This is a genomic window from Kitasatospora sp. NPDC048239 (assembly GCF_043202015.1).
GTDB lineage: Bacteria > Actinomycetota > Actinomycetes > Streptomycetales > Streptomycetaceae > Kitasatospora.
Genome location: NZ_JBICZP010000031.1, coordinates 25,265 through 44,364 on the forward strand (window position 1 = coordinate 25,265; position 19,100 = coordinate 44,364).

A 19,100-nucleotide genomic window follows, 5' to 3' on the forward strand; every position below is an offset into this window, starting at 1 on the left:
GTGAGAACGACGCCGCCGTAAGGGGCGGGTGCCCGGTCTCCGGGCACCCGCCCCTGGCGCGCATTCACGGGTGGACGACATGAGGGGTGGCAGGGTGTCGGTAGGCAGGTACCGGAAGACGGCCGCGGCGCTGGCCGTGCTCGCGGTGCTGGGTGGCCCGCTGGCGGCCCCGGCGTACGCCGACGGCGTCCAGACCGGCCCCGGCCTCGCGTCCGCCGGAGACTGCCCCAACCCCGCGCCCGACGTCGAGGTCATGCCGTGGGCGCTGCAGCGCGTGGTGCTGGACGAGCTCTGGCAGGGCGGCAGGACCACCGGTGCCGGCGTCGTCGTCGCCGTCATCGACACCGGAGTGGACGACCACAACCCGCAGCTGACGGGCAAGGTCCAGGACGGCGGCTCGCTGCTGAAGAACAAGGACAAGCAGAAGGTCGAGGGGACGGGCAAGGACGACCTGGTCGGCCACGGCACCAAGGTGGCGGGCATCATCGCCGCCTCCCACCGCGACCAGACCGGCTTCGTCGGGCTCGCCCCGGGCGCCACCATCCTGTCGATCCGCCAGAACGACAGCGAGGGCAACGGCGACGTCTCCTCCCTGGTCGAGGCGATCAACCTCGCGGTGCAGGGCGGCGCCAAGGTCATCAACATCTCGCAGGACGTGCGCGGCGCCGGGACGGCCGAGTTCAACGGCTACGCCGAGCTGAAGGCCGCCGTCGAGGCCGCCGAGGCCAAGGGCGTCGTGGTGGTGGCCTCCACCGGCAACGACGGCAAGGAGGGCGACACCTTCCCCGCGGCGTTCCCGACCGTGCTCGCCGTCGGCGCCTCCGACCGCAACAACGAGCGCGCCCTCTTCTCGCAGTACGGCGACTTCGTGGACGTCGCGGCCCCCGGTGTCGACATGCTCTCGACCGTCCCCAAGGGCGGCCAGTGCGTGGACAACGGCACGAGCTTCGCCGCGCCCTACGTGTCCGGCCTCGCCGCGCTGCTCGTCGGCGCCCACCCGGGCTGGAAGCCCGTGCAGGTGCGCGCCTGGATCGAGCAGACCGCCCAGCGCAACCTGCGCACCAGGGACCGGTTCATCGGCTGGGGCGTGGTGGACCCGCTGAAGGCCGTCACCAAGGCGCCCGAGGTCGCCCCCGTCGAGGCCAAGGACGACCCGCCCGTCGAGCTGGCCGCCGCCCCGATCATTCCGCAGCCGCTCGGTCTCGGCGAGACCCAGGCCGACCGGGACGGCCGCACCGCGACGTACGTCCTCGGCGTCGGGGCGCTGCTCGTCGCGCTGCTCGTCGGCGGCGGCATCGTGCTCCGCGACCACCGCCGCCGCCCGCAGGGCCTCTGACCCCTCCGCGCCCGCGCGCCCGTCCGCCGTGCCGGTGAACCCTCCGCGCCCGCCGATCCGGTGAACCGACCCGGCCGGCCGTCGCGGAAACCTCTTTCGGTCCGGCTGTAACATCCCGCCCCGCCCGCCGCATCCAACAGATGTCAGCGGCAACGCCCCACCGGCGGGGAACAGCCGGTGCTGACCGTGGAGCAGCTGAAGGCCGCCGCCGTCAGCCCGAAGTGGACGCTCAAGAAGTAGCACCGTGCGGACACGGCAGTGCCCCGGGCCTGGGGGAGCCCGGGGCACTGCCGCATGGGGGTGGGGTGGGGGTCGTCAGGCCTGCTCGTCCTCGGGGAGGGTGATCACCCAGCGGGTGTCCTGCCGGGGGCGCAGGTAGAACAGCCAGTAGAGGGTGGCGGCGGCGGTGATGCCGCCGGTCCACAGCAGGGGCTCGGTGTCCAGCTGGGTCATGATGTAGACGAGCACCGCGATCAGCACGACCGGGACGGCCGGCCAGAGCGGCATCCGCCAGGCGGCAGCGTGCTTGTGGTGGTTGCGGCGCGACATCAGGGCGGCGATCGCGACCAGCAGGTACATCCCGGTCACCGCGACGCCGGTGATCTCGCTGAGCAGCTCGCCCTTGACGAAGCACAGGGCGGCGCCGGGCAGGCCCACGGCCAGCGTGGCGATCCACGGGGAGCCGAACCGGCCCAGGGTGGCGAAGGCCTTGTTGACCGGCTCGGGCCAGGCCTTGTCGCGGGCCGAGGCGAACAGCACCCGGGAGTTCTGGATGACCATGACGATGCCGGCGTTGATGATGGCCAGCGCGACGCAGAGGCTGATGAAGGTGCCGACCGCGGAGCTGCTCCAGGCGGTGACCATGCCGGAGATGTCGCCGGAGCTCAGGGTCTCCAGGTCGGGGGCGCCCACGGTGATGGCGACCACCGGGACGAGGATGACGGCGGCGGAGATGCCGAGCGTCCACAGCACGGTGCGCGAGACGTTGCGGCGCGGGTTCTCCAGCTCCTCCGAGAGGTAGACCGCGGTGGAGAAGCCCTGGGTGATGAAGAGTGCGATGCCGAGCGCGCCGATGATGGCGCCGATGCTCACCGTGGTGGTGGCACCGCCCTCGCCGGTCACCACGCCGTGCAGCATGCTGGGCGCGCCGCTGTTGGCGTGGGCGAAGCCGAGCACCGAGACCACCCCGGCGGCGATGACCTCCAGCACCAGGAAGATGCCGGTGATCCAGGCGTTGGCGCGCAGGTCCAGCAGGCCGGCCAGGGTGGCGGCGAGCATCACCGCGGCGCCGGCCATGGGCTTGTCCACGTGCAGTACCGGGGCGAGGTAGTCGGCGGTGCCGAGTGCGATCACCGAGGGGACGATCAGCACCACGATCAGCGACAGCACGAAGACCAGCCAGCCGGCCAGCCGTCCGGCCAGGGTGCCGACCATCGCGTACTCGCCGCCGGCGCTGGGGATCAGGGTGCCGAGCTCGGAGTAGCAGAAGGCCACCGCGATACAGAGCACCGAGCCGATCGCGATGGCCAGCGCGGTGGCGCTGCCGATGCTGGAGAACAGCTCCGGGACGATCACGAAGAGCGTGGAGGCCGGGGTGACGCAGGACAGCGTGAGCAGGGTCCCGCCCACGACGCCGATCGAGCGCTTGAGCTTCTGGGGCGAGGCGGTGGCGCCCTCGGTTGCCGCAGCGGGGGCTACGGCGCGTGGCGGGCGAAGCGTGTCGGTCATGCGGCTTCCGATCGACTCTGTGCGGTCCTGGAGAGGGGAGCGGTATCGCCTCCGCCGGCTGGTTGCTCTGGGTCCTGGTTCTGACGCTCCCGGTTCGCCATGGAACCTGGCCGTATTGATTGCGTCAATGGCCGAATTGCTTCGGAATCCGTTGCATGAAACGGCATAAACATACGATCCGGTGATCGCTCACGGTAATTGTCAAGTATGTCCGAGTTGTTACCTCTGCCACATCGCGATTGAATCCAAGGTGAACGCAGTGTTGCGGTATGGGATTCAAAGGCTGCGGTCGAGTGTGACGGTGGCACGCCCAGGCGCCCCTCGGCGGCCCGCCGGGCCCCGGGGCCACGACGGGAACCGCAGCGCCGGACCGGAAAGATCTAGGTAACGTTTCGGCACGTGGGACGCGAAAGGGGCCGGGCTCCCGAGGAACCCGACCCCTGGTCACTGAACGTGACCGAAACGCGCGGACTATGCGGAGGGCAGCCAGCCCGTCTGCACCATCTGCCCGTTGGTGATCCGGCGCGACACGAACACCCCGCGGCCGGCCGGCAGCGGCTGCGGCTTCACGGTGCCCAGCAGCGCGCCCTCGTCCTTGCTGCCGGACAGGATCACGCCCTGGCCGCCCAGCTCGCGCATCCGCTGCATCACCGGCTCGTACAGCGAGCGCCCGGCGCCGCCGGCGCTGCGCGCGATGATCATGCGCAGGCCGATGTCGCGGGCGAACGGCAGGAACTCGGCCAGCGGCGCCAGCGGGTTGCCCGAGGAGGTCGCCACCAGCTCGTAGTCGTCCACGATCACGAACATGTCCTTGCCGCTGTACCAGCTGCGGTTGCGCAGCTGCTCGGCGGTCACGTCCGGGCCGGGGAGGCGGCGCGAGCAGGCCCCGCGCAGCATCTCCACGATGCTCGTCATGGCCGGCTGCGCGGCCGCGTACTCCACCAGGTACTCCGGCGGCACCGTGCCGAGCAGCGCGCGCCGGTAGTCGCCGACCACGATGCCCGCCTGGTCCGGGGTGTACCGCTCGGTGATCTGCTTGATCAGCATCCGCAGCAGCGCCGACTTACCGGACTCGCTCTCGCCGAAGACGATGAACAGCGGGTCGGTCTCGAAGTTGACGAAGGCCGGAGCCAGCTCCACCTCGTCCACGCCGAACGCGACACCGCGCTCGGGGACCTCGAAGCCCTTCGGCAGCGACTGCCCGTCGAGCACCGTCGGCAGCATCCGGACCTGCGGCGCGCGCGGGCCCGACCAGGCCGCGTTGACCGCCTCGACCAGACCGGCCACACCGCTCTGCAGGTCCTCCACCGTGGACAGGCCGTCCACCCGCGGCAGACCCGACAGGAAGTGCAGCTTCGACGCGGTGACACCGCGCCCGGGGGAGGACGGCACGTTCTGCGCCACCCGGCGGTCCACCTCGGACTCCATCGCGTCACCGAGCTTCAGCTCGGTCCGGTTCTGCAGCAGGTCCTTCAGCGCCGGCCGCACCTCGGCGTACCGGGCCGCCGTGATGACCAGGTGGACGCCGTAGCCGAGGCCGCGCTGGGCGATGTCCCCGATCACCGGCTCCAGCATCTCGAATTCCTGCTTGAAGGTGTTCCAGCCGTCGATCATCAGGAACACGTCGCCGAACTGCTCGTCCGGCAGCTGCCCGTTCGCCCGGCGGGTGCGGTACGTGGAGATGGTGTCGATACCGGTCGCGCGGAACAGCTCCTCGCGCCGGTTGAGCACCCCGTGCACCTCGCTGATCATGCGGCGGACCTTCTCGCCGTCCAACCGCCCGGCCACCCCGCCGACGTGCGGCAGGTCCTGCAGCCCCTGGAAGCCGCCGCCGCCGAAGTCCAGCAGGTAGAACTGCGCCTCCAGCGGGGTGTGGGTGAGCGCGAAGGCCGCCACCGTGGTGCGCACCAGGGTCGACTTGCCGGACCGCGGACCACCGACGATCAGGCCGTGGCCGGCCGCGCCCGAGTAGTCCTGGTGCAGCACGTCGCGGCGCTGCTCGCGGGGCTTGTCGACGATGCCCACCGGCACCACCAGCCGGCCCAGCGCACCGAACCCGGGCGAGGTCAGCCCGCGCTCCGGCGTCGGCTGCAGCGGCGGCAGCAGCTGGTCCACGCTCATCGGCTCCTCCAGCGGCGGCAGCCACACCTGGTGCGCGGCCGGCCCCTGGCCCGCCATCCGCTGCACGAACACGTCCAGCACGGTGTCGACCAGCGCGTCGTCCAGCTCCTCGACCTCCGGCTCCACCTCCTGCACCAGCGGCTCCAGCACCGGCACCTCGGCGGCCGTGAACAGCACCGGCTGCGCGGTGACCAGCCGCCCGCCGCCCGACCGCTGCTGGCCCGGGGCGCGGTACGGCCCGGACACGTACGCGGCCTTGAACCGGTCCATCACGTCGGTGCCGAACTTCAGGTACCCGACACCGGGCACCGGCGGCAGGTGGTAGGCGTCCGGCACACCGATCGCCGCCCGCGACTCGGCCGCCGAGAAGGTCCGCAGACCGATCCGGTACGAGAGATAGGTGTCCAGACCGCGCAGCTTGCCCTCCTCCAGGCGCTGCGAGGCGAGCAGCAGGTGCACACCCAGCGAACGGCCGATCCGGCCGATCTGGATGAACATGTCGATGAAGTCCGGCTTGGCGGTGAGCAGCTCGGAGAACTCGTCGATGATCAGCACCAGCGAGGGCAGCGGGTCCAGCGCCGCACCCGCCCCGCGGGCCCGCTCGTACTCGTTGAGGTTGGCGTAGTTGCCGGCCGAGCGCAGCAGCTCCTGGCGCCGGCTCAGCTCGCCCTCGATCGCGTCGCGCATGCGGTCGACGAGGGTGAGCTCGCCCTCCAGGTTGGTGATCACCGCCGAGGTGTGCGGCATGTCCGCCATCCCGGAGAAGGTGGCACCACCCTTGAAGTCCGCGAGGACGAAGTTCAGCGTCTCCGAGGAGTGGGTCATCGCCAGACCCAGCACCAGGGTGCGCAGCAGCTCCGACTTGCCGGAGCCGGTCGCGCCGACGCACAGGCCGTGCGGGCCCATGCCGTCCAGCGCGGCCTCCTTGATGTCCAGGTAGACGTGCTCGCCGCCGGCGCCGACGCCGATCGGCACCCGCAGCTTCTCGTGCTGGGCGCGGGTGCGCCAGCTGCGGGTCACGTCGAAGGAGCCCGGGTCGCCGGAGCCCATCAGCTCGGTGAAGTCCAGGTTGGACAGCAGCGGCTCGTCGTCGCCGCCGGCCGAGATCCGGTACGGCGCGAGCTGGCGGGCCAGCGCCTCGGACTGCCAGGTGGACAGCGTGTCCGGCTTGCCGGCGTAGGTGGCACCGGAGGCCGAACGCAGCATCAGCTCCTGCGGGGTGACGGTGACGATCAGGTGGCCGGTCGGCTCGTCCAGATCGCCCGGGACGACCTCGACGATGGTCACCCCGTGCACACCCTCGGCGCCGGCCAGCAGCGAGTCGTGCGGCACAGAGGCACCGTCCATCACGACGATGATGTGCGGCTGGTCGGCCGCGGGAGCGGCGTCCCGGACGAAGCGCTGGCGCCCCGCCAGTTCGTCCTGGAGCAGGTCCTCCAGCTCACCGAGGCCGGTGGCGATCAGCCGCCGCGAGCCGGCGCCGTCGTTCTCCTTGCGGTGCTGGTTGTGCGGGAGCCACTTGGTCCACTCCCACTCGTCCACCGCGCCCGGCGCCGCGGCGACCGTGACCAGCAGGTCGTCCGGCGAGTGCAGGGTCGTCAACTGGGCGATCATCGCCCGGACGTTGCCGTACACCGTGTCAGGATCGCCGCAGACCGTGATGTGGTAGAAGGCGCGCAGCGAGACCGCCAGCGGCAGGTCCTGCAGAGTGCCGTGGGCCTTGAGGAAGGTGTGCATCGCGGCGGCGGACAGCGGCTCCAGCTCGTCCATCGGCGCGGTCTGCGGGGCCACCAGCGGAGTGGACAGCTGCACCGGCCCCCGGCCGACCCGGATCTGCGCGAAGTCGGCGTCCCCGGTACGGCGTTCCCACAACCGGCGGCCGTCCGCGACGATCGACCAGAGCTGGTCGGGCTCGGGGTTGAGGAACAGCTGGGCGCCGCGCTGGCGCTCCGCGGTGCGCCGCACCTGGCGGCGCATCTGCTGCAGGTACTTGAGGTAGTCGCGCCGCTCGTCCGCGGTCGCGGTGGAGCCGCCCTTGCGCGCCCGCACGATCTGCGCCAGCGCCATCCCGACCGTGGAGACGATCATCAGACCGCCCATGATCTTCATCGGGGGCGCGGCGCCCGGCGAGAAGAAGAACACCGCCGAGCCGCCCATGCCGAGCATCGGCAGGATGCTCATCACCCAGTCCTCCCCGCCCGCCCTGGGCAGTTCGGGCGGGGTGACCAACTCCACCGGCTCGTCCGGCACCACCGGCGGATAGGCGCGGGCAGGCCGCTTGACCATGACAACACTCATGCGCCCACCCAATGGTCCTGAACGGTTCGCTCGCTCACTTCGGCATCAGCCCTCACGCAACTGGATACGTACGGGTGAGGACGCCCCGTGTGACGCCGCCCCCGCTCCGCCGACCGCAGGCACCCGGGGAGGAGCGCGGCCCCTGCCCCCGTCGCCTTGCGCAGGGGCCGATCCTACTGGTCGCCCCCGCGGGCCGTACCGGCCCTACCCCACCGCACCCTGCGCGGCACCGGGCACGAACGGAGCGGGTAGGGTAACGCCGCGCCAACTCATGGCCGGATCGAGCCAGTTCCGCCCCGGCCGCGCGCCCGCGCAGCAGCCAGACCAGACCACCGCCGGTACGCGGCACAGTCAACCAACAAGGGGGAGCGCCCAGTGCGCCGAGCGATCGAGGGGTGCGCATGAGCACCGCCGCCACGACCGGCTTCTGCCGGGTCACCGTCGTCGCACCGGACAGCCGGATCGACGTCGCCCTGCCCGAGGACGTCCCGCTCGCGGACGTCTACCCCGAGGTGCTGCGCCTTTCCGGCCAGGCCCAGCCCGACGGCGCCCCGACCGGGTTCCACCTGGTCCGCCGCGACGGCACCGTGCTCGACAGCGGACTGCCGCTCGCCGCCCAGCAGGTCCGCGACGGCGACCTGCTCAGCCTGCGCCCGTTCGCCGAGTCGCTGCCGCCGGCCGTCTACGACGACGTCGCCGACGCCATCGCCAGCGCCGTCGAGGCCGACCGCCGCTTCTGGACCCCCGAGCTGATGCGGGCCTTCGGCCTGATCGGCGCCGGAGTCCTGCTCACCCTGCTCGGCTTCGCCCTCTGGTTCTCCGACCTGCTCCACGACATGCACGGCCTGCCCGGCGTGCTGTCCGGCGTCACCGCCGTCGTGCTCACCGCACTGGCCGGCGTCCGGGCCCGGGTCTACCAGGACCCGTACGCCGCCCTGGCACTCGGCCTGGGCGCGCTGCCGCACGCCATGATCGGCGGCAGCGGCATCATCGCCGTCGCCCACAAGTGGGACGGCCCGGGCCGGCTCCAGTTCCTCACCGGCTGCGTCGCCGTCCTGGTCGTCGCCGTCCTGCTGGTCGGCCTGCTGCCCGAGAAGGACTCGCTGTTCGTCGCCGCCGCCTTCCTGGCCGCGGCCGGCGCGCTCTCCACCTTCGCCGCCGTCCTCCTCCCGCAGACCCCGGCCGGCCACATCGCCGCCGTCACCGGTGTCGCGGCCGTCGCCGTGATCGGCTTCCTGCCCGGCCTGTCCGCGCGCTTCGCCCGGCTGCCCGTCGGCTTCAGCGCCCCCGGCCAGACCCGCACCCGCAGCCGCGACTACGACGAGGAGGCCGGCCGCGCCGAGGCCGTCCAGTACGAGCGGATCGCCCAGCAGGCCCGCCGCGGCCACGAGGTGCTGGTCGGCCTGGTCGGCGGCTGCGCCGCGGTGATCGTCGGCGCCTGCGCGGTGCTCGGCTTCACCGACCAGGTCTACCCCGAGCTGCTCGCCCTGGCCATCGGCATCGCCACCATGCTGCGCGCCCGGCTGTTCCGCTACACCGCGCAGGTCTTCAGCCTCACCATCGCGGGCCTGCTCGGCCTGTCGCTGCTGATCATCGGCCTGTCGCTGCACACCCCGCTGTTCATCCTGAAGGCCACCAGCTCCACCGACGTCGACCTGCGCACCATCTGGATGGCCGCCTCGATCGCCTTCGGTGCGGCGGTGCTCACCGCCATCGCCCTGGTGGTGCCCCGACTCGGCGTCTCCCCCTTCTGGGGACGCATCCTGGACCTGGTCGACAGCATCACCCTGATCGCCCTCGTCCCGATCGCGCTGGCCGTGCTCGACGTCTACAACCTGGTACGCGGCGCCACCGGCTGACCGGCCCGAGGACGGGCACTGGTACGCTTGGCCTTCGAGCGCAGCCGTGTGCCCGGCCCCGGGTCGGAGGCAGCAGGCGGCGCCCGCATTACGACACCGAGTTCTCCAAGAGTCCTGTGCCGTAGACCAGGACTGCTCGGTATCACCTCTGAAGGAGTTGCAGTGGCTCTCGCCTCTGACGTCAAGAAGCAGATCTTCGCCGAGTTCGGCCAGAAGGAGGGCGACACCGGCTCCCCCGAGGTCCAGGTCGCCATGCTCTCGCGCCGTATCTCGGACCTGACCGAGCACCTCAAGACCCACAAGCACGACCACCACTCGCGTCGTGGCCTGCTGATCCTGGTCGGCCAGCGCCGCCGCCTGCTGCAGTACCTGGCCAAGAAGGACATCGAGCGCTTCCGTACGCTCGTCGACCGCCTGGGCATCCGCCGCGGTGCCGCCGGTGGCGCCCGCTAAGACCGCCGCACGGGGCGGCTCCCCACACCGGGGAGCCGCCCCTCGCGCGTATGCCGCGGCCGACGATCCGCGGCGCCCGAACATAACAACTCGCGCGCACCTCCCCAGGTGGCCGAGGATTGCACCGTAGGGTTGTGGGCATGCCGGGTGATGGCGCCAATGGCGCGCCACCCGAACCAGGACCCCAACCCCCCGCGGGACGAAGGCTTCAAACGGAAGCCGCCCGCATCCGAGAGAGCGTCCAGACGCGGACCGCCCGTCCAGGCCTGGCAGCCGAGAGGCGCCGGTCCTCGGTAGTGGCCGTCGGAAGTCCCGCAGACCGAGCGGGCACTCCGGAGGCTTCGATCGAAGACCGGCCCGGCTGGTCCAGGGCCCACCGGCAGGCCAAGCGCGGGGACGCTCTCCCGGAGACGTACGAAAGAGGAGATCTTCCAGGTGGAAGAGAACGTGTTCTACGCCGAAGCCGTCATCGACAACGGTTCCTTCGGCACCCGTACCATCCGCTTCGAGACCGGCCGCCTGGCCCGTCAGGCCGCCGGCTCCGCCGTGGCCTACCTGGACGACGACACCATGGTGCTGTCGGCCACGAGCGCCTCCAAGCAGCCGAAGGAGCACTTCGACTTCTTCCCGCTGACCGTGGACGTCGAGGAGCGGATGTACGCCGCGGGCCGCATCCCCGGCTCGTTCTTCCGTCGTGAGGGCCGGCCCTCCGAGGACGCGATCCTCACCTGCCGCCTGATCGACCGCCCGCTGCGCCCGTCCTTCGTCAAGGGCCTGCGCAACGAGATCCAGGTCGTCTGCACGATCATGGCGCTCAACCCCGACCACCTGTACGACGTCGTGGCCATCAACGCCGCCTCCGCGTCCACCCAGCTGGCCGGCCTGCCGTTCTCCGGCCCGATCGGCGGCGTCCGCGTCGCGCTGATCAAGGGCCAGTGGGTCGCGTTCCCGACCCACAGCGAGCTGGAGGACGCCGTCTTCGACATGGTCGTCGCCGGCCGCACGCTGCCCGACGGCGATGTCGCGATCATGATGGTCGAGGCCGAGGCCACCACCAAGACCATCAAGCTGGTCGAGGGCGGCGCCGAGGCGCCGACCGAGGACGTCGTGGCCGCCGGCCTCGAGGCCTCGAAGCCCTTCATCAAGGTGCTCTGCGCCGCGCAGTCGCAGCTGGCCGCCCAGGCCGCCAAGCCGACCGCCGAGTTCCCGATCTTCCTGGACTACCAGGACGACGTGCTGGCCGCCCTGACCAACGCGGTCAAGGACGAGCTGTCGCAGGCGCTGACCATCCCCGGCAAGCAGGAGCGCAACGCCGAGCTGGACCGCGTCAAGGCGATCGCCGCCGAGAAGCTCCTGCCGGAGTTCGAGGGCCGCGAGAAGGAGATCAGCGCCGCGTACAACGCGCTGACGAAGAAGGTCGTGCGCGAGCGCGTCATCAAGGACAAGGTCCGCATCGACGGCCGCGGTGTCACCGACATCCGCACCCTGGCCGCCGAGGTCGAGGCCATCCCGCGCGTCCACGGCTCGGCCCTGTTCGAGCGCGGCGAGACCCAGATCCTGGGCGTCACCACGCTGAACATGCTCCGCATGGAGCAGCAGCTCGACACGCTCTCCCCGGAGACGCGTCGCCGCTACATGCACAACTACAACTTCCCGCCGTACTCGGTCGGCGAGACCGGCCGCGTGGGCTCGCCCAAGCGCCGCGAGATCGGCCACGGCGCGCTGGCCGAGCGGGCGATCCTGCCCGTGCTGCCGACCCGCGAGGAGTTCCCCTACGCGATCCGCCAGGTCTCCGAGGCGCTGAGCTCCAACGGCTCCACCTCGATGGGCTCGGTCTGCGCCTCGACCATGTCGCTGCTGAACGCCGGTGTGCCGCTGAAGGCCGCCGTCGCCGGTATCGCGATGGGCCTGATCTCGCAGGAGATCGACGGCGAGACGCACTACGTCGCGCTGACCGACATCCTGGGCGCCGAGGACGCGTTCGGCGACATGGACTTCAAGGTCGCCGGTACCCGCAACTTCATCACCGCCCTGCAGCTGGACACCAAGCTGAACGGCATCCCGGCGTCGGTGCTGGCCGCCGCGCTGAAGCAGGCCAAGGACGCCCGCCTGCACATCCTCGACGTGATGAACGAGGCGATCGACACTCCGGACGAGATGTCGCCGAACGCCCCGCGCATCATCACCATCAAGATCCCGGTGGACAAGATCGGTGAGGTCATCGGCCCCAAGGGCAAGATGATCAACCAGATCCAGGAGGACACCGGCGCGGACATCACCATCGAGGACGACGGCACCATCTACATCGGTGCGGTCGACGGTCCCTCGGCGGAGGCTGCCCGTACGACGATCAACCAGATCGCCAACCCGACCATGCCGGAGGTCGGCGAGCGCTACCTGGGCACCGTGGTGAAGACCACGACGTTCGGCGCGTTCGTTTCGCTCATGCCGGGCAAGGACGGCCTGCTGCACATCTCGCAGATCCGCAAGCTCGCCGGTGGCAAGCGCGTGGAGAACGTCGAGGACGTGCTGGGCGTCGGCGCCAAGGTCCAGGTCGAGATCGCCGAGATCGACCCGCGCGGCAAGCTCTCGCTGATCCCGGTCGTCGAGGGCGAGGAGGGCGGCGAGGCCGCTTCCGAGTGAAGCGCCGCTAGCCACCCCGTTCCATAGAAGCGGCCGCGGCCCGCACGCCCCGTCGGCGTGCGGGCCGCACCCTGTTGTTCTCGCATCACTACGGAGGTACACCCCGTGGCTCAGGCCTCGGCGGCGACGCAGCGCCCCGGCACCACCCGGACCCTGCTCAAGGGGGTCGACGGTGCCGGCACGGTACGCCGCACCGTCCTCCCCGGCGGCCTGCGGGTCGTCACCGAGACCCTGCCGACGGTGCGCTCCGCGACCTTCGGCATCTGGGTCGGCGTCGGCTCACGGGACGAGACCCCGCAGCTGAACGGTGCCACCCACTACCTGGAGCACCTCCTCTTCAAGGGCACCGAGCGGCGCAGCGCGCTGGACATCTCGGCGGCCCTGGACGCGGTCGGCGGCGAGATGAACGCCTTCACCGCGAAGGAGAACACCTGCTACTACGCCCGGGTCCTGGACACCGACCTGCCGCTGGCCATCGACGTGGTCTGCGACATGCTCACCGGCTCGCTGATCCGCCCCGAGGACGTGGAGGCCGAGCGCGGCGTCATCCTCGAGGAGATGGCGATGGCCGAGGACGACCCGGGCGACGTGGTGCACGACCTCTTCGCCAAGGCGATCTTCGGCAGCGGCCCGCTCGGCCGCCCGATCCTCGGCACCCAGGAGACCGTCCAGGGCCTCACCCGGGACCAGATCGCCGGGTTCTTCCACCGCCGCTACAAGCCCGAGCTCCTGGTGGTCGCGGCGGCCGGCAACCTGGACCACCGCAAGGTCGTCAAGCAGGTCGAGCAGGCCTTCGCACCGCTGCTGGCGCGCTCCGAGGCGGCCCCCGCCGCGGCCCGCCGCGGCGTCAAGGCGCTCCGCACGGCCGGCCGGGTCGAGGTGCTCAACCGCTCCACCGAGCAGGCCCACCTGGTGCTGGGCGTGCCCGGCGTGCCCCGGCACGACGAGCGCCGCTGGGCGATGGGCGTGCTCAACGCGGCCCTCGGCGGCGGCATGAGCTCGCGGCTCTTCCAGGAGGTCCGGGAGAAGCGCGGCCTGGCGTACTCGGTGTACTCCTACTCCTCCTCCTACGCGGACAGCGGCCTGTTCGGCATCTACGCCGGCTGCCAGCCCAAGCGGGTCGAGGAGGTGCTGCGGATCTGCCGCGAGGAGCTCGCCAAGGTGGTCGCCGACGGCATCACCGAGGAGGAGCTGCGCCGGGCGATCGGCCAGATCTCCGGCTCCACCGTGCTCGGCATGGAGGACACCGGCTCGCTGATGAACCGGATCGGCAAGGCCGAGCTGAGCTACGGCCACCACCTCTCGGTGGACGAGATGCTGGCCAAGATAGCGGCCGTGACCCTGGACGACGTCCACGCCGTGGCCCGTGATGTGCTGGGCGCGTACCGGCCGTCGCTGGCGCTGATCGGCCCGATCAACGACAAGCGGGCCGCCAGGCTCGCCGACCTGCTGGTCTGAAGGGACTAATCGCTATGACGCTGCGTGTCGCCGTGATCGGCGCCGGGGGCCGGATCGGCTCCGAGGCCGTCAAGGCCGTCGAGGCCGCCCCGGACATGGAGCTGGTCGCCGCGCTGGGCCGGGGCTCCGACCTCGACGAGCTGACCAGGGCGGGTGTGCAGGTCGCCGTCGAGCTGACCCACCCCGACTCGGTGATGGGCAACCTCGACTACTGCCTGCGCCACGGCATCCACGTGGTCACCGGCACCACCGGGTGGACGGACGAGCGGCTGGCCACCGTCGGCGGCCTGCTGGACGAGGCGCCCGAACTGGGGCTGCTGATCGCGCCGAACTTCTCGCTCGGCGCCGTGCTGGGCATGAAGTTCGCGCAGACCGCGGCCCGGTACTTCGAGTCGGTCGAGGTCGTCGAGCTGCACCACGACCGCAAGGCGGACGCGCCCAGCGGCACCGCCACCCGCACCGCGCAGCTGATCGCCGCCGCCCGCGCGGAGGCCGGCCTGCCCGCGCAGCAGGACCCGACCACGCACAGCCTGCCCGGCGCCCGCGGCGCCGACGTGGACGGAGTGCCGGTGCACGCCGTCCGGCTGCGTGGCCTGCTCGCGCACCAGCAGGTGATGTTCGGCGACACCGGTGAGACGCTCACCATCCGGCACGACTCGCTGCACCACAGCAGCTTCATGCCCGGCATCCTGCTCGGTGTCCGCAAGGTCGTGGAGCACCACGGGCTCACCGTGGGCCTCGAGAACTTCCTGGACCTGTGAGCACCGGATGACCTCCCGTACCGGTTTCTTCGTCCTCTCCGGCGTCCTGCTGCTGGTGGCCCTGGTCTGCGTGGGCGAGGGCGTCCAGCTGATCGCCACCGGCAAGCCGCTCGGCATCGGCATGGGGCTCTGCGCCTTCGTCATCCCGCCGATCGGGGTCTGGTTCCTGCGGCAGACGGTCCGCTTCGGCCGGGCCAGTGAGCGGCTCGCCCGCGAGCTGGAGGCCGAGGGCGGCCTCCCGGTGGACGAGCTGAAGCGCACCACCGGCGGACGGATCGACCGGGCCTCGGCCGACGAGGTGTTCGCCCGCCGCAGGGCGGAGGCCGAGGAGGCGCCCGGCGACTGGCGGGTCTTCTTCCGCCTCGCGGTGGCGTACGCCGACGCCGGGGACACCCCGCGTGCCCGCAAGACCATGCAGCACGCGATCACACTGCACAGCCGCACCGAACCCGCAAGGAGTAGCGCGTGACCGATGAAACGACGGCCCCCCAGTTCCGCAGCGATGTGACCGTGGAGCTGGTCCGCAGCGCCGCCGCCGACTCGGACGTCATCTGGGCGGCCCGCGTCTCGACGGCGGGCGAGCAGTCCCTGGAGGCGCTCCAGCAGGATCCGGAGAAGTCCAAGGGCCTGATCAACTACCTGATGCGGGACCGGCACGGCACGCCGTTCGAGCACAACTCGATGACCTTCTTCATCAGCGCGCCGATCTTCGTCTTCCGCGAGTTCCACCGCCACCGCAGCGGCTGGTCCTACAACGAGGAGTCCGGCCGCTACCGCGAGCTGCAGCCGGTCTTCTACGTGCCGGGCGAGGAGCGCAAGCTCGTCCAGCAGGGCCGTCCGGGCCGCTACGAGTTCGTCGAGGGCACACCCGAGCAGTTCGACGTGGTCGGCGAGCAGATGCAGTCCGCGTACCGGGCGTCCTACCAGGCGTACCAGGAGATGCTGGACGCCGGCGTCGCCCGCGAGGTGGCCCGGGCCGTCCTGCCGGTCGGCCTGTTCTCCTCGATGTACGCGACCTGCAACGCCCGCTCGCTGATGCACTTCCTGTCGCTGCGCACCAAGAAGGAGAACGCCGCCGTGCCGTCCTTCCCGCAGCGCGAGATCGAGATGGTCGCCGAGCAGATGGAGGAGCAGTGGGCCGGGCTCATGCCCCTCACCCATGCGGCCTTCGAGAAGCACGGCCGCGTCGCCCCCTGACCTGGGGTGATAGGCATATGGACGGTTTGCCGGGCATGTCTGGATTGCGGCTTTTCTGGCCGCTCCCTACGCTCGTGACACGGATTCCGGTGCTGCTTGAACCCCCGAGCATGCAGCACCGGAATCCCACTGTCTGCGCCGACCTGAGTGCTACACCTGTCCGAACCCTGGACCGGCATGGGTACCGCCCCACCGCCTACGAGTAGCTTTGGACGCATGGCTCCGACCTCCACCCCCCAGACGCCTTTCGGCCGGGTCCTGACCGCCATGGTCACCCCGTTCACCGCCGACGGCGGCCTCGACCTCGACGGCGCCCAGCGCCTCGCGGCCCACCTCGTCGACTCCGGCAACGACGGCCTCGTCGTCAACGGCACCACCGGCGAGTCCCCGACCACCAGCGACGCCGAGAAGGCCCGCCTCGTACGCGCCGTGGTGGAGGCGGTGGGGGACCGCGCCCACGTCGTGGCCGGTGTCGGCACCAACGACACCCACCACAGCGCCGACCTGGCCCGCCAGGCCGAGGCCGCCGGAGCCCACGGCCTGCTGGTCGTCACGCCGTACTACAGCAAGCCCCCGCAGGAGGGCCTGTACCGGCACACCACGCACATCGCCGACGCCACCGGGCTGCCGGTGATGCTCTACGACATCCCCGGCCGCAGCGGTGTCGCGCTGAGCCACGAGACGCTGGTCCGGCTCGGTGAGCACCCGCGGATCGTCGCCAACAAGGACGCCAAGGGCGACCTCGGCGCCGCCGCCTGGGCGATCGCCCGCTCGGACCTCGCCTGGTACTCCGGCGACGACATCCTGAACCTGCCGCTGCTGTCCGTCGGAGCGGTCGGCGTGGTCAGCGTGGTCGGACACGTGGTCGCGGGCGAGCTGCGCAGCATGGTCGAGGCCTTCCAGAGCGGCGATGTGGCCAAGGCCACGGCGATCCACCAGAGCCTGCTGCCGGTCTTCAGCGGTATGTTCCGCACGCAGGGTGTCATCCTCACCAAGGCCGCGCTGGAGCTCCAGGGCCTGCCGGCCGGGCCGCTGCGGCTGCCGCTGATCGGTGCGGACTCCGAGGAGATCGCGCAATTGAAGAAGGATCTCGCCGCAGGCGGGGTACACCTGTAACAGACACAGACGTGCGCGCCCCGGCTCGCCGGACCCCTCACGGGCCCGTCGCTGGACCGGACGAAGGCGCGAGAGCACCGACCCAGTAGGAAACCGACACTGAGTACGCACGCCATATGTCTCCAGGGGGAGGACCCCGGGCATATGGCGTGCGTCGTGAGGAGAGTCTTTTGAGCCACCCGCACCCCGAACTCGGCGCGCCCCCCGCTCTCAAGGAGGGCGCCCTCCGCATCACCCCGCTCGGCGGTCTCGGTGAGATCGGCCGCAACATGACGGTCCTGGAGTACGGGGACCGCATGCTCATCATCGACTGCGGTGTCCTCTTCCCCGAGGACGAGCAGCCCGGCGTCGACCTGATCCTCCCGGACTTCAGCTACATCCGGGGCCGTCTCGACAAGATCGACGGCATCGTCCTGACCCACGGGCACGAGGACCACATCGGCGCGGTGCCGTTCCTGCTCCGGGAGAACCCGGACATCCCGCTGATCGGTTCGAAGCTCACCCTCGCCCTGATCGAGGCCAAGCTCGCCGAGCACCGCATCCGCCCGTACGTGCTGGAGGTCAAGGAGGGCGACCGCGAGCGGATCGGCCCCTTCGACTGCCAGTTCATCGCGGTCAACCACTCCATCCCCGACGCGCTGGCCGTGGCCGTCCGCACGCCGGCCGGCATGGTCGTCGCCACCGGCGACTTCAAGATGGACCAGCTGCCGCTCGACGGCCGCCTCACCGACCTGCCGGCCTTCGCCAAGCTGGCGGAGGAGGGCATGGACCTGCTGCTGGTGGACTCCACCAACGCCGAGGTCCCCGGCTTCATCCCGTCCGAGCGGGACATCTCGGCCGCGCTGCGAAACGTTTTCGCGAGCGCCGAGAAGCGGATCATCGTGGCCTCCTTCGCGAGCCACGTGCACCGGATCCAGCAGGTGCTGGACGCCGCGCACGAGCACAAGCGCAAGGTCGCCTTCGTCGGCCGCTCGATGGTCCGCAACATGGGCATCGCGCGGGACCTCGGCTACCTGAAGGTCCCCGGCAACATGATCGTGGACGTCAAGCAGCTGGACGACCTGCCGGACAAGGACGTCGTGCTGATCTGTACCGGTTCGCAGGGCGAGCCGATGGCCGCGCTGTCCCGGATGGCCAACCGCGACCACCAGATCCGCATCGTCGAGGGCGACACCGTCGTCCTCGCCTCCTCGCTGATCCCCGGCAACGAGACCGCCATCTACCGGGTGATCAACGGCCTGACCCGCTGGGGCGCCAAGGTCGTGCACAAGGGCAACGCCAAGGTGCACGTCTCGGGCCACGCCTCGGCAGGCGAGCTCCTGTACTTCTTCAACATCTGCAAGCCGCGCAACCTGATGCCGGTCCACGGCGAGTGGCGCCACCTGCGGGCGGCCGCCGACCTGGGCATCGCCACCGGTGTGCCGCGCAACCGCACGGTCATCGCCGAGGACGGCGTCTGCGTCGACCTGGAGGGCGGCGTCGCGCGGATCGTCGGCAAGGTGCAGGCGGGCTACGTCTACGTCGACGGCTCGTCGGTCGGCGACATCACCGAGGCCTCGCTCAAGGACCGCAGAATCCTCGGCGAGGAGGGCTTCATCTCGGTGTTCGTGGTGGTCGACTCCACCAACGGCAAGATGGTGAGCGGCCCGACCATCCAGGCCCGCGGCTCCGGTATCGACGACAACGCGTTCGTCCCGGTCGTCGCGAAGCTCCAGGAGGCCCTGGAGCGCTCGGCCGGTGACGGCGTCCTCGAGGTCCGTCAGGTTCAGCAGCTGGTCCGCCGGACCATCGGCAAGTGGGTGGCGGACAACTACCGCCGCCGGCCGATGATCCTGCCGGTCGTGGTCGAGGTCTGATCCTCCCGCTGGTCGGTTTGACGTGGGGCAGCCCGGTGCGTAATGTTCTCCGGGTTGCCCCACGGGACGGCCCCGGCAGAAGTTCTCGAAATGAAATTCGAGAACGGAGCGCGGAAAACGGCCCGAGAAACTCTGGTAGAGTTCGGGAGCGCCGAAAGGCCAAAGCAAATCAGATAAACGAAACTCCGGAAAACGGAGCGGAAAACATCTGATAAGCTGGAAACACGAAAGAACGAAGCGCCCGGAGGGCCCGCTGGAAGGCGGTCCGAAGGAA

12 protein-coding genes are annotated in these 19,100 nt (G+C 70.8%); 10 read left to right on the top strand and 2 right to left on the bottom strand.

Features of this window, described 5'->3' with window-relative positions; all coding sequences use genetic code 11:
• The first annotated feature begins 79 nt into the window (after nucleotides 1–79).
• A complete protein-coding gene (mycP, locus tag ACGFZP_RS38730) occupies nucleotides 80–1,336 on the top strand; it encodes a type VII secretion-associated serine protease mycosin (RefSeq protein WP_392941956.1) in 1,257 nt (418 codons plus the stop codon).
• Nucleotides 1,337–1,651: 315 nt separating this feature from the next.
• On the opposite strand, the gene ACGFZP_RS38735 is transcribed toward mycP, so the two are convergent.
• Complete coding sequence (locus ACGFZP_RS38735; protein ID WP_392941958.1) at nucleotides 1,652–3,064, bottom strand: APC family permease; 1,413 nt, start codon at nucleotides 3,062–3,064, stop codon at nucleotides 1,652–1,654.
• Between the two features lie 471 nt (nucleotides 3,065–3,535).
• Nucleotides 3,536–7,483: a type VII secretion protein EccCa gene (gene eccCa, locus ACGFZP_RS38740; protein ID WP_392941960.1), complete on the bottom strand. Its 3,948-nt coding sequence runs from the start codon at nucleotides 7,481–7,483 to the stop codon at nucleotides 3,536–3,538.
• A 401-nt stretch (nucleotides 7,484–7,884) separates the two neighbouring features.
• Between eccCa and eccD the strand changes: the two genes are divergently transcribed.
• The 9 genes from eccD (at nucleotide 7,885) to ACGFZP_RS38785 (ending at nucleotide 18,826) form a co-directional block, all read left to right on the top strand.
• Complete coding sequence (gene eccD, locus ACGFZP_RS38745) at nucleotides 7,885–9,342, top strand: type VII secretion integral membrane protein EccD (RefSeq protein ID WP_392941963.1); 1,458 nt, start codon at nucleotides 7,885–7,887, stop codon at nucleotides 9,340–9,342.
• A 162-nt stretch (nucleotides 9,343–9,504) separates the two neighbouring features.
• Nucleotides 9,505–9,795 carry a 30S ribosomal protein S15 gene (gene rpsO, locus ACGFZP_RS38750; RefSeq protein ID WP_031072625.1) on the top strand — a complete coding sequence of 97 codons (291 nt, stop codon included), beginning with the start codon at nucleotides 9,505–9,507 and terminating at the stop codon, nucleotides 9,793–9,795.
• Nucleotides 9,796–10,230: 435 nt separating this feature from the next.
• Nucleotides 10,231–12,438: a polyribonucleotide nucleotidyltransferase gene (locus ACGFZP_RS38755; RefSeq protein ID WP_392941965.1), complete on the top strand. Its 2,208-nt coding sequence runs from the start codon at nucleotides 10,231–10,233 to the stop codon at nucleotides 12,436–12,438.
• Nucleotides 12,439–12,543: 105 nt separating this feature from the next.
• Nucleotides 12,544–13,896 carry a M16 family metallopeptidase gene (locus tag ACGFZP_RS38760; RefSeq protein ID WP_392941968.1) on the top strand — a complete coding sequence of 451 codons (1,353 nt, stop codon included), beginning with the start codon at nucleotides 12,544–12,546 and terminating at the stop codon, nucleotides 13,894–13,896.
• A 14-nt stretch (nucleotides 13,897–13,910) separates the two neighbouring features.
• Nucleotides 13,911–14,657: a 4-hydroxy-tetrahydrodipicolinate reductase gene (gene dapB / locus ACGFZP_RS38765; RefSeq protein ID WP_392941971.1), complete on the top strand. Its 747-nt coding sequence runs from the start codon at nucleotides 13,911–13,913 to the stop codon at nucleotides 14,655–14,657.
• A gap of 7 nt (nucleotides 14,658–14,664) precedes the next feature.
• Complete coding sequence (locus tag ACGFZP_RS38770) at nucleotides 14,665–15,126, top strand: hypothetical protein (RefSeq protein ID WP_392941973.1); 462 nt, start codon at nucleotides 14,665–14,667, stop codon at nucleotides 15,124–15,126.
• Complete coding sequence (thyX, locus tag ACGFZP_RS38775; RefSeq protein ID WP_392941976.1) at nucleotides 15,123–15,854, top strand: FAD-dependent thymidylate synthase; 732 nt, start codon at nucleotides 15,123–15,125, stop codon at nucleotides 15,852–15,854. The genes ACGFZP_RS38770 and thyX overlap by 4 nt, the downstream gene beginning before the upstream one ends.
• Before the next feature lie 216 nt (nucleotides 15,855–16,070).
• The gene (gene dapA / locus ACGFZP_RS38780; protein ID WP_392941978.1) at nucleotides 16,071–16,970 is read left to right on the top strand and encodes a 4-hydroxy-tetrahydrodipicolinate synthase; all 900 of its coding nucleotides are present in this window, start codon (nucleotides 16,071–16,073) and stop codon (nucleotides 16,968–16,970) included.
• A 170-nt stretch (nucleotides 16,971–17,140) separates the two neighbouring features.
• On the top strand, nucleotides 17,141–18,826 hold the full coding sequence (locus ACGFZP_RS38785) for a ribonuclease J (protein WP_392941980.1): 1,686 nt from the start codon (nucleotides 17,141–17,143) through the stop codon (nucleotides 18,824–18,826).
• Nucleotides 18,827–19,100 lie beyond the last annotated feature (274 nt).

Coding starts and splice junctions, on each gene's coding strand:
- mycP (WP_392941956.1), top strand. CDS start 80: ATGAGGGGTGGCAGGGTGTCGGTAGGCAGGTACCGGAAGACGGCCGCG.
- ACGFZP_RS38735 (WP_392941958.1), bottom strand. CDS start 3,064: ATGACCGACACGCTTCGCCCGCCACGCGCCGTAGCCCCCGCTGCGGCA.
- eccCa (WP_392941960.1), bottom strand. CDS start 7,483: ATGAGTGTTGTCATGGTCAAGCGGCCTGCCCGCGCCTATCCGCCGGTG.
- eccD (WP_392941963.1), top strand. CDS start 7,885: ATGAGCACCGCCGCCACGACCGGCTTCTGCCGGGTCACCGTCGTCGCA.
- dapB (WP_392941971.1), top strand. CDS start 13,911: ATGACGCTGCGTGTCGCCGTGATCGGCGCCGGGGGCCGGATCGGCTCC.
- ACGFZP_RS38770 (WP_392941973.1), top strand. CDS start 14,665: ATGACCTCCCGTACCGGTTTCTTCGTCCTCTCCGGCGTCCTGCTGCTG.
- dapA (WP_392941978.1), top strand. CDS start 16,071: ATGGCTCCGACCTCCACCCCCCAGACGCCTTTCGGCCGGGTCCTGACC.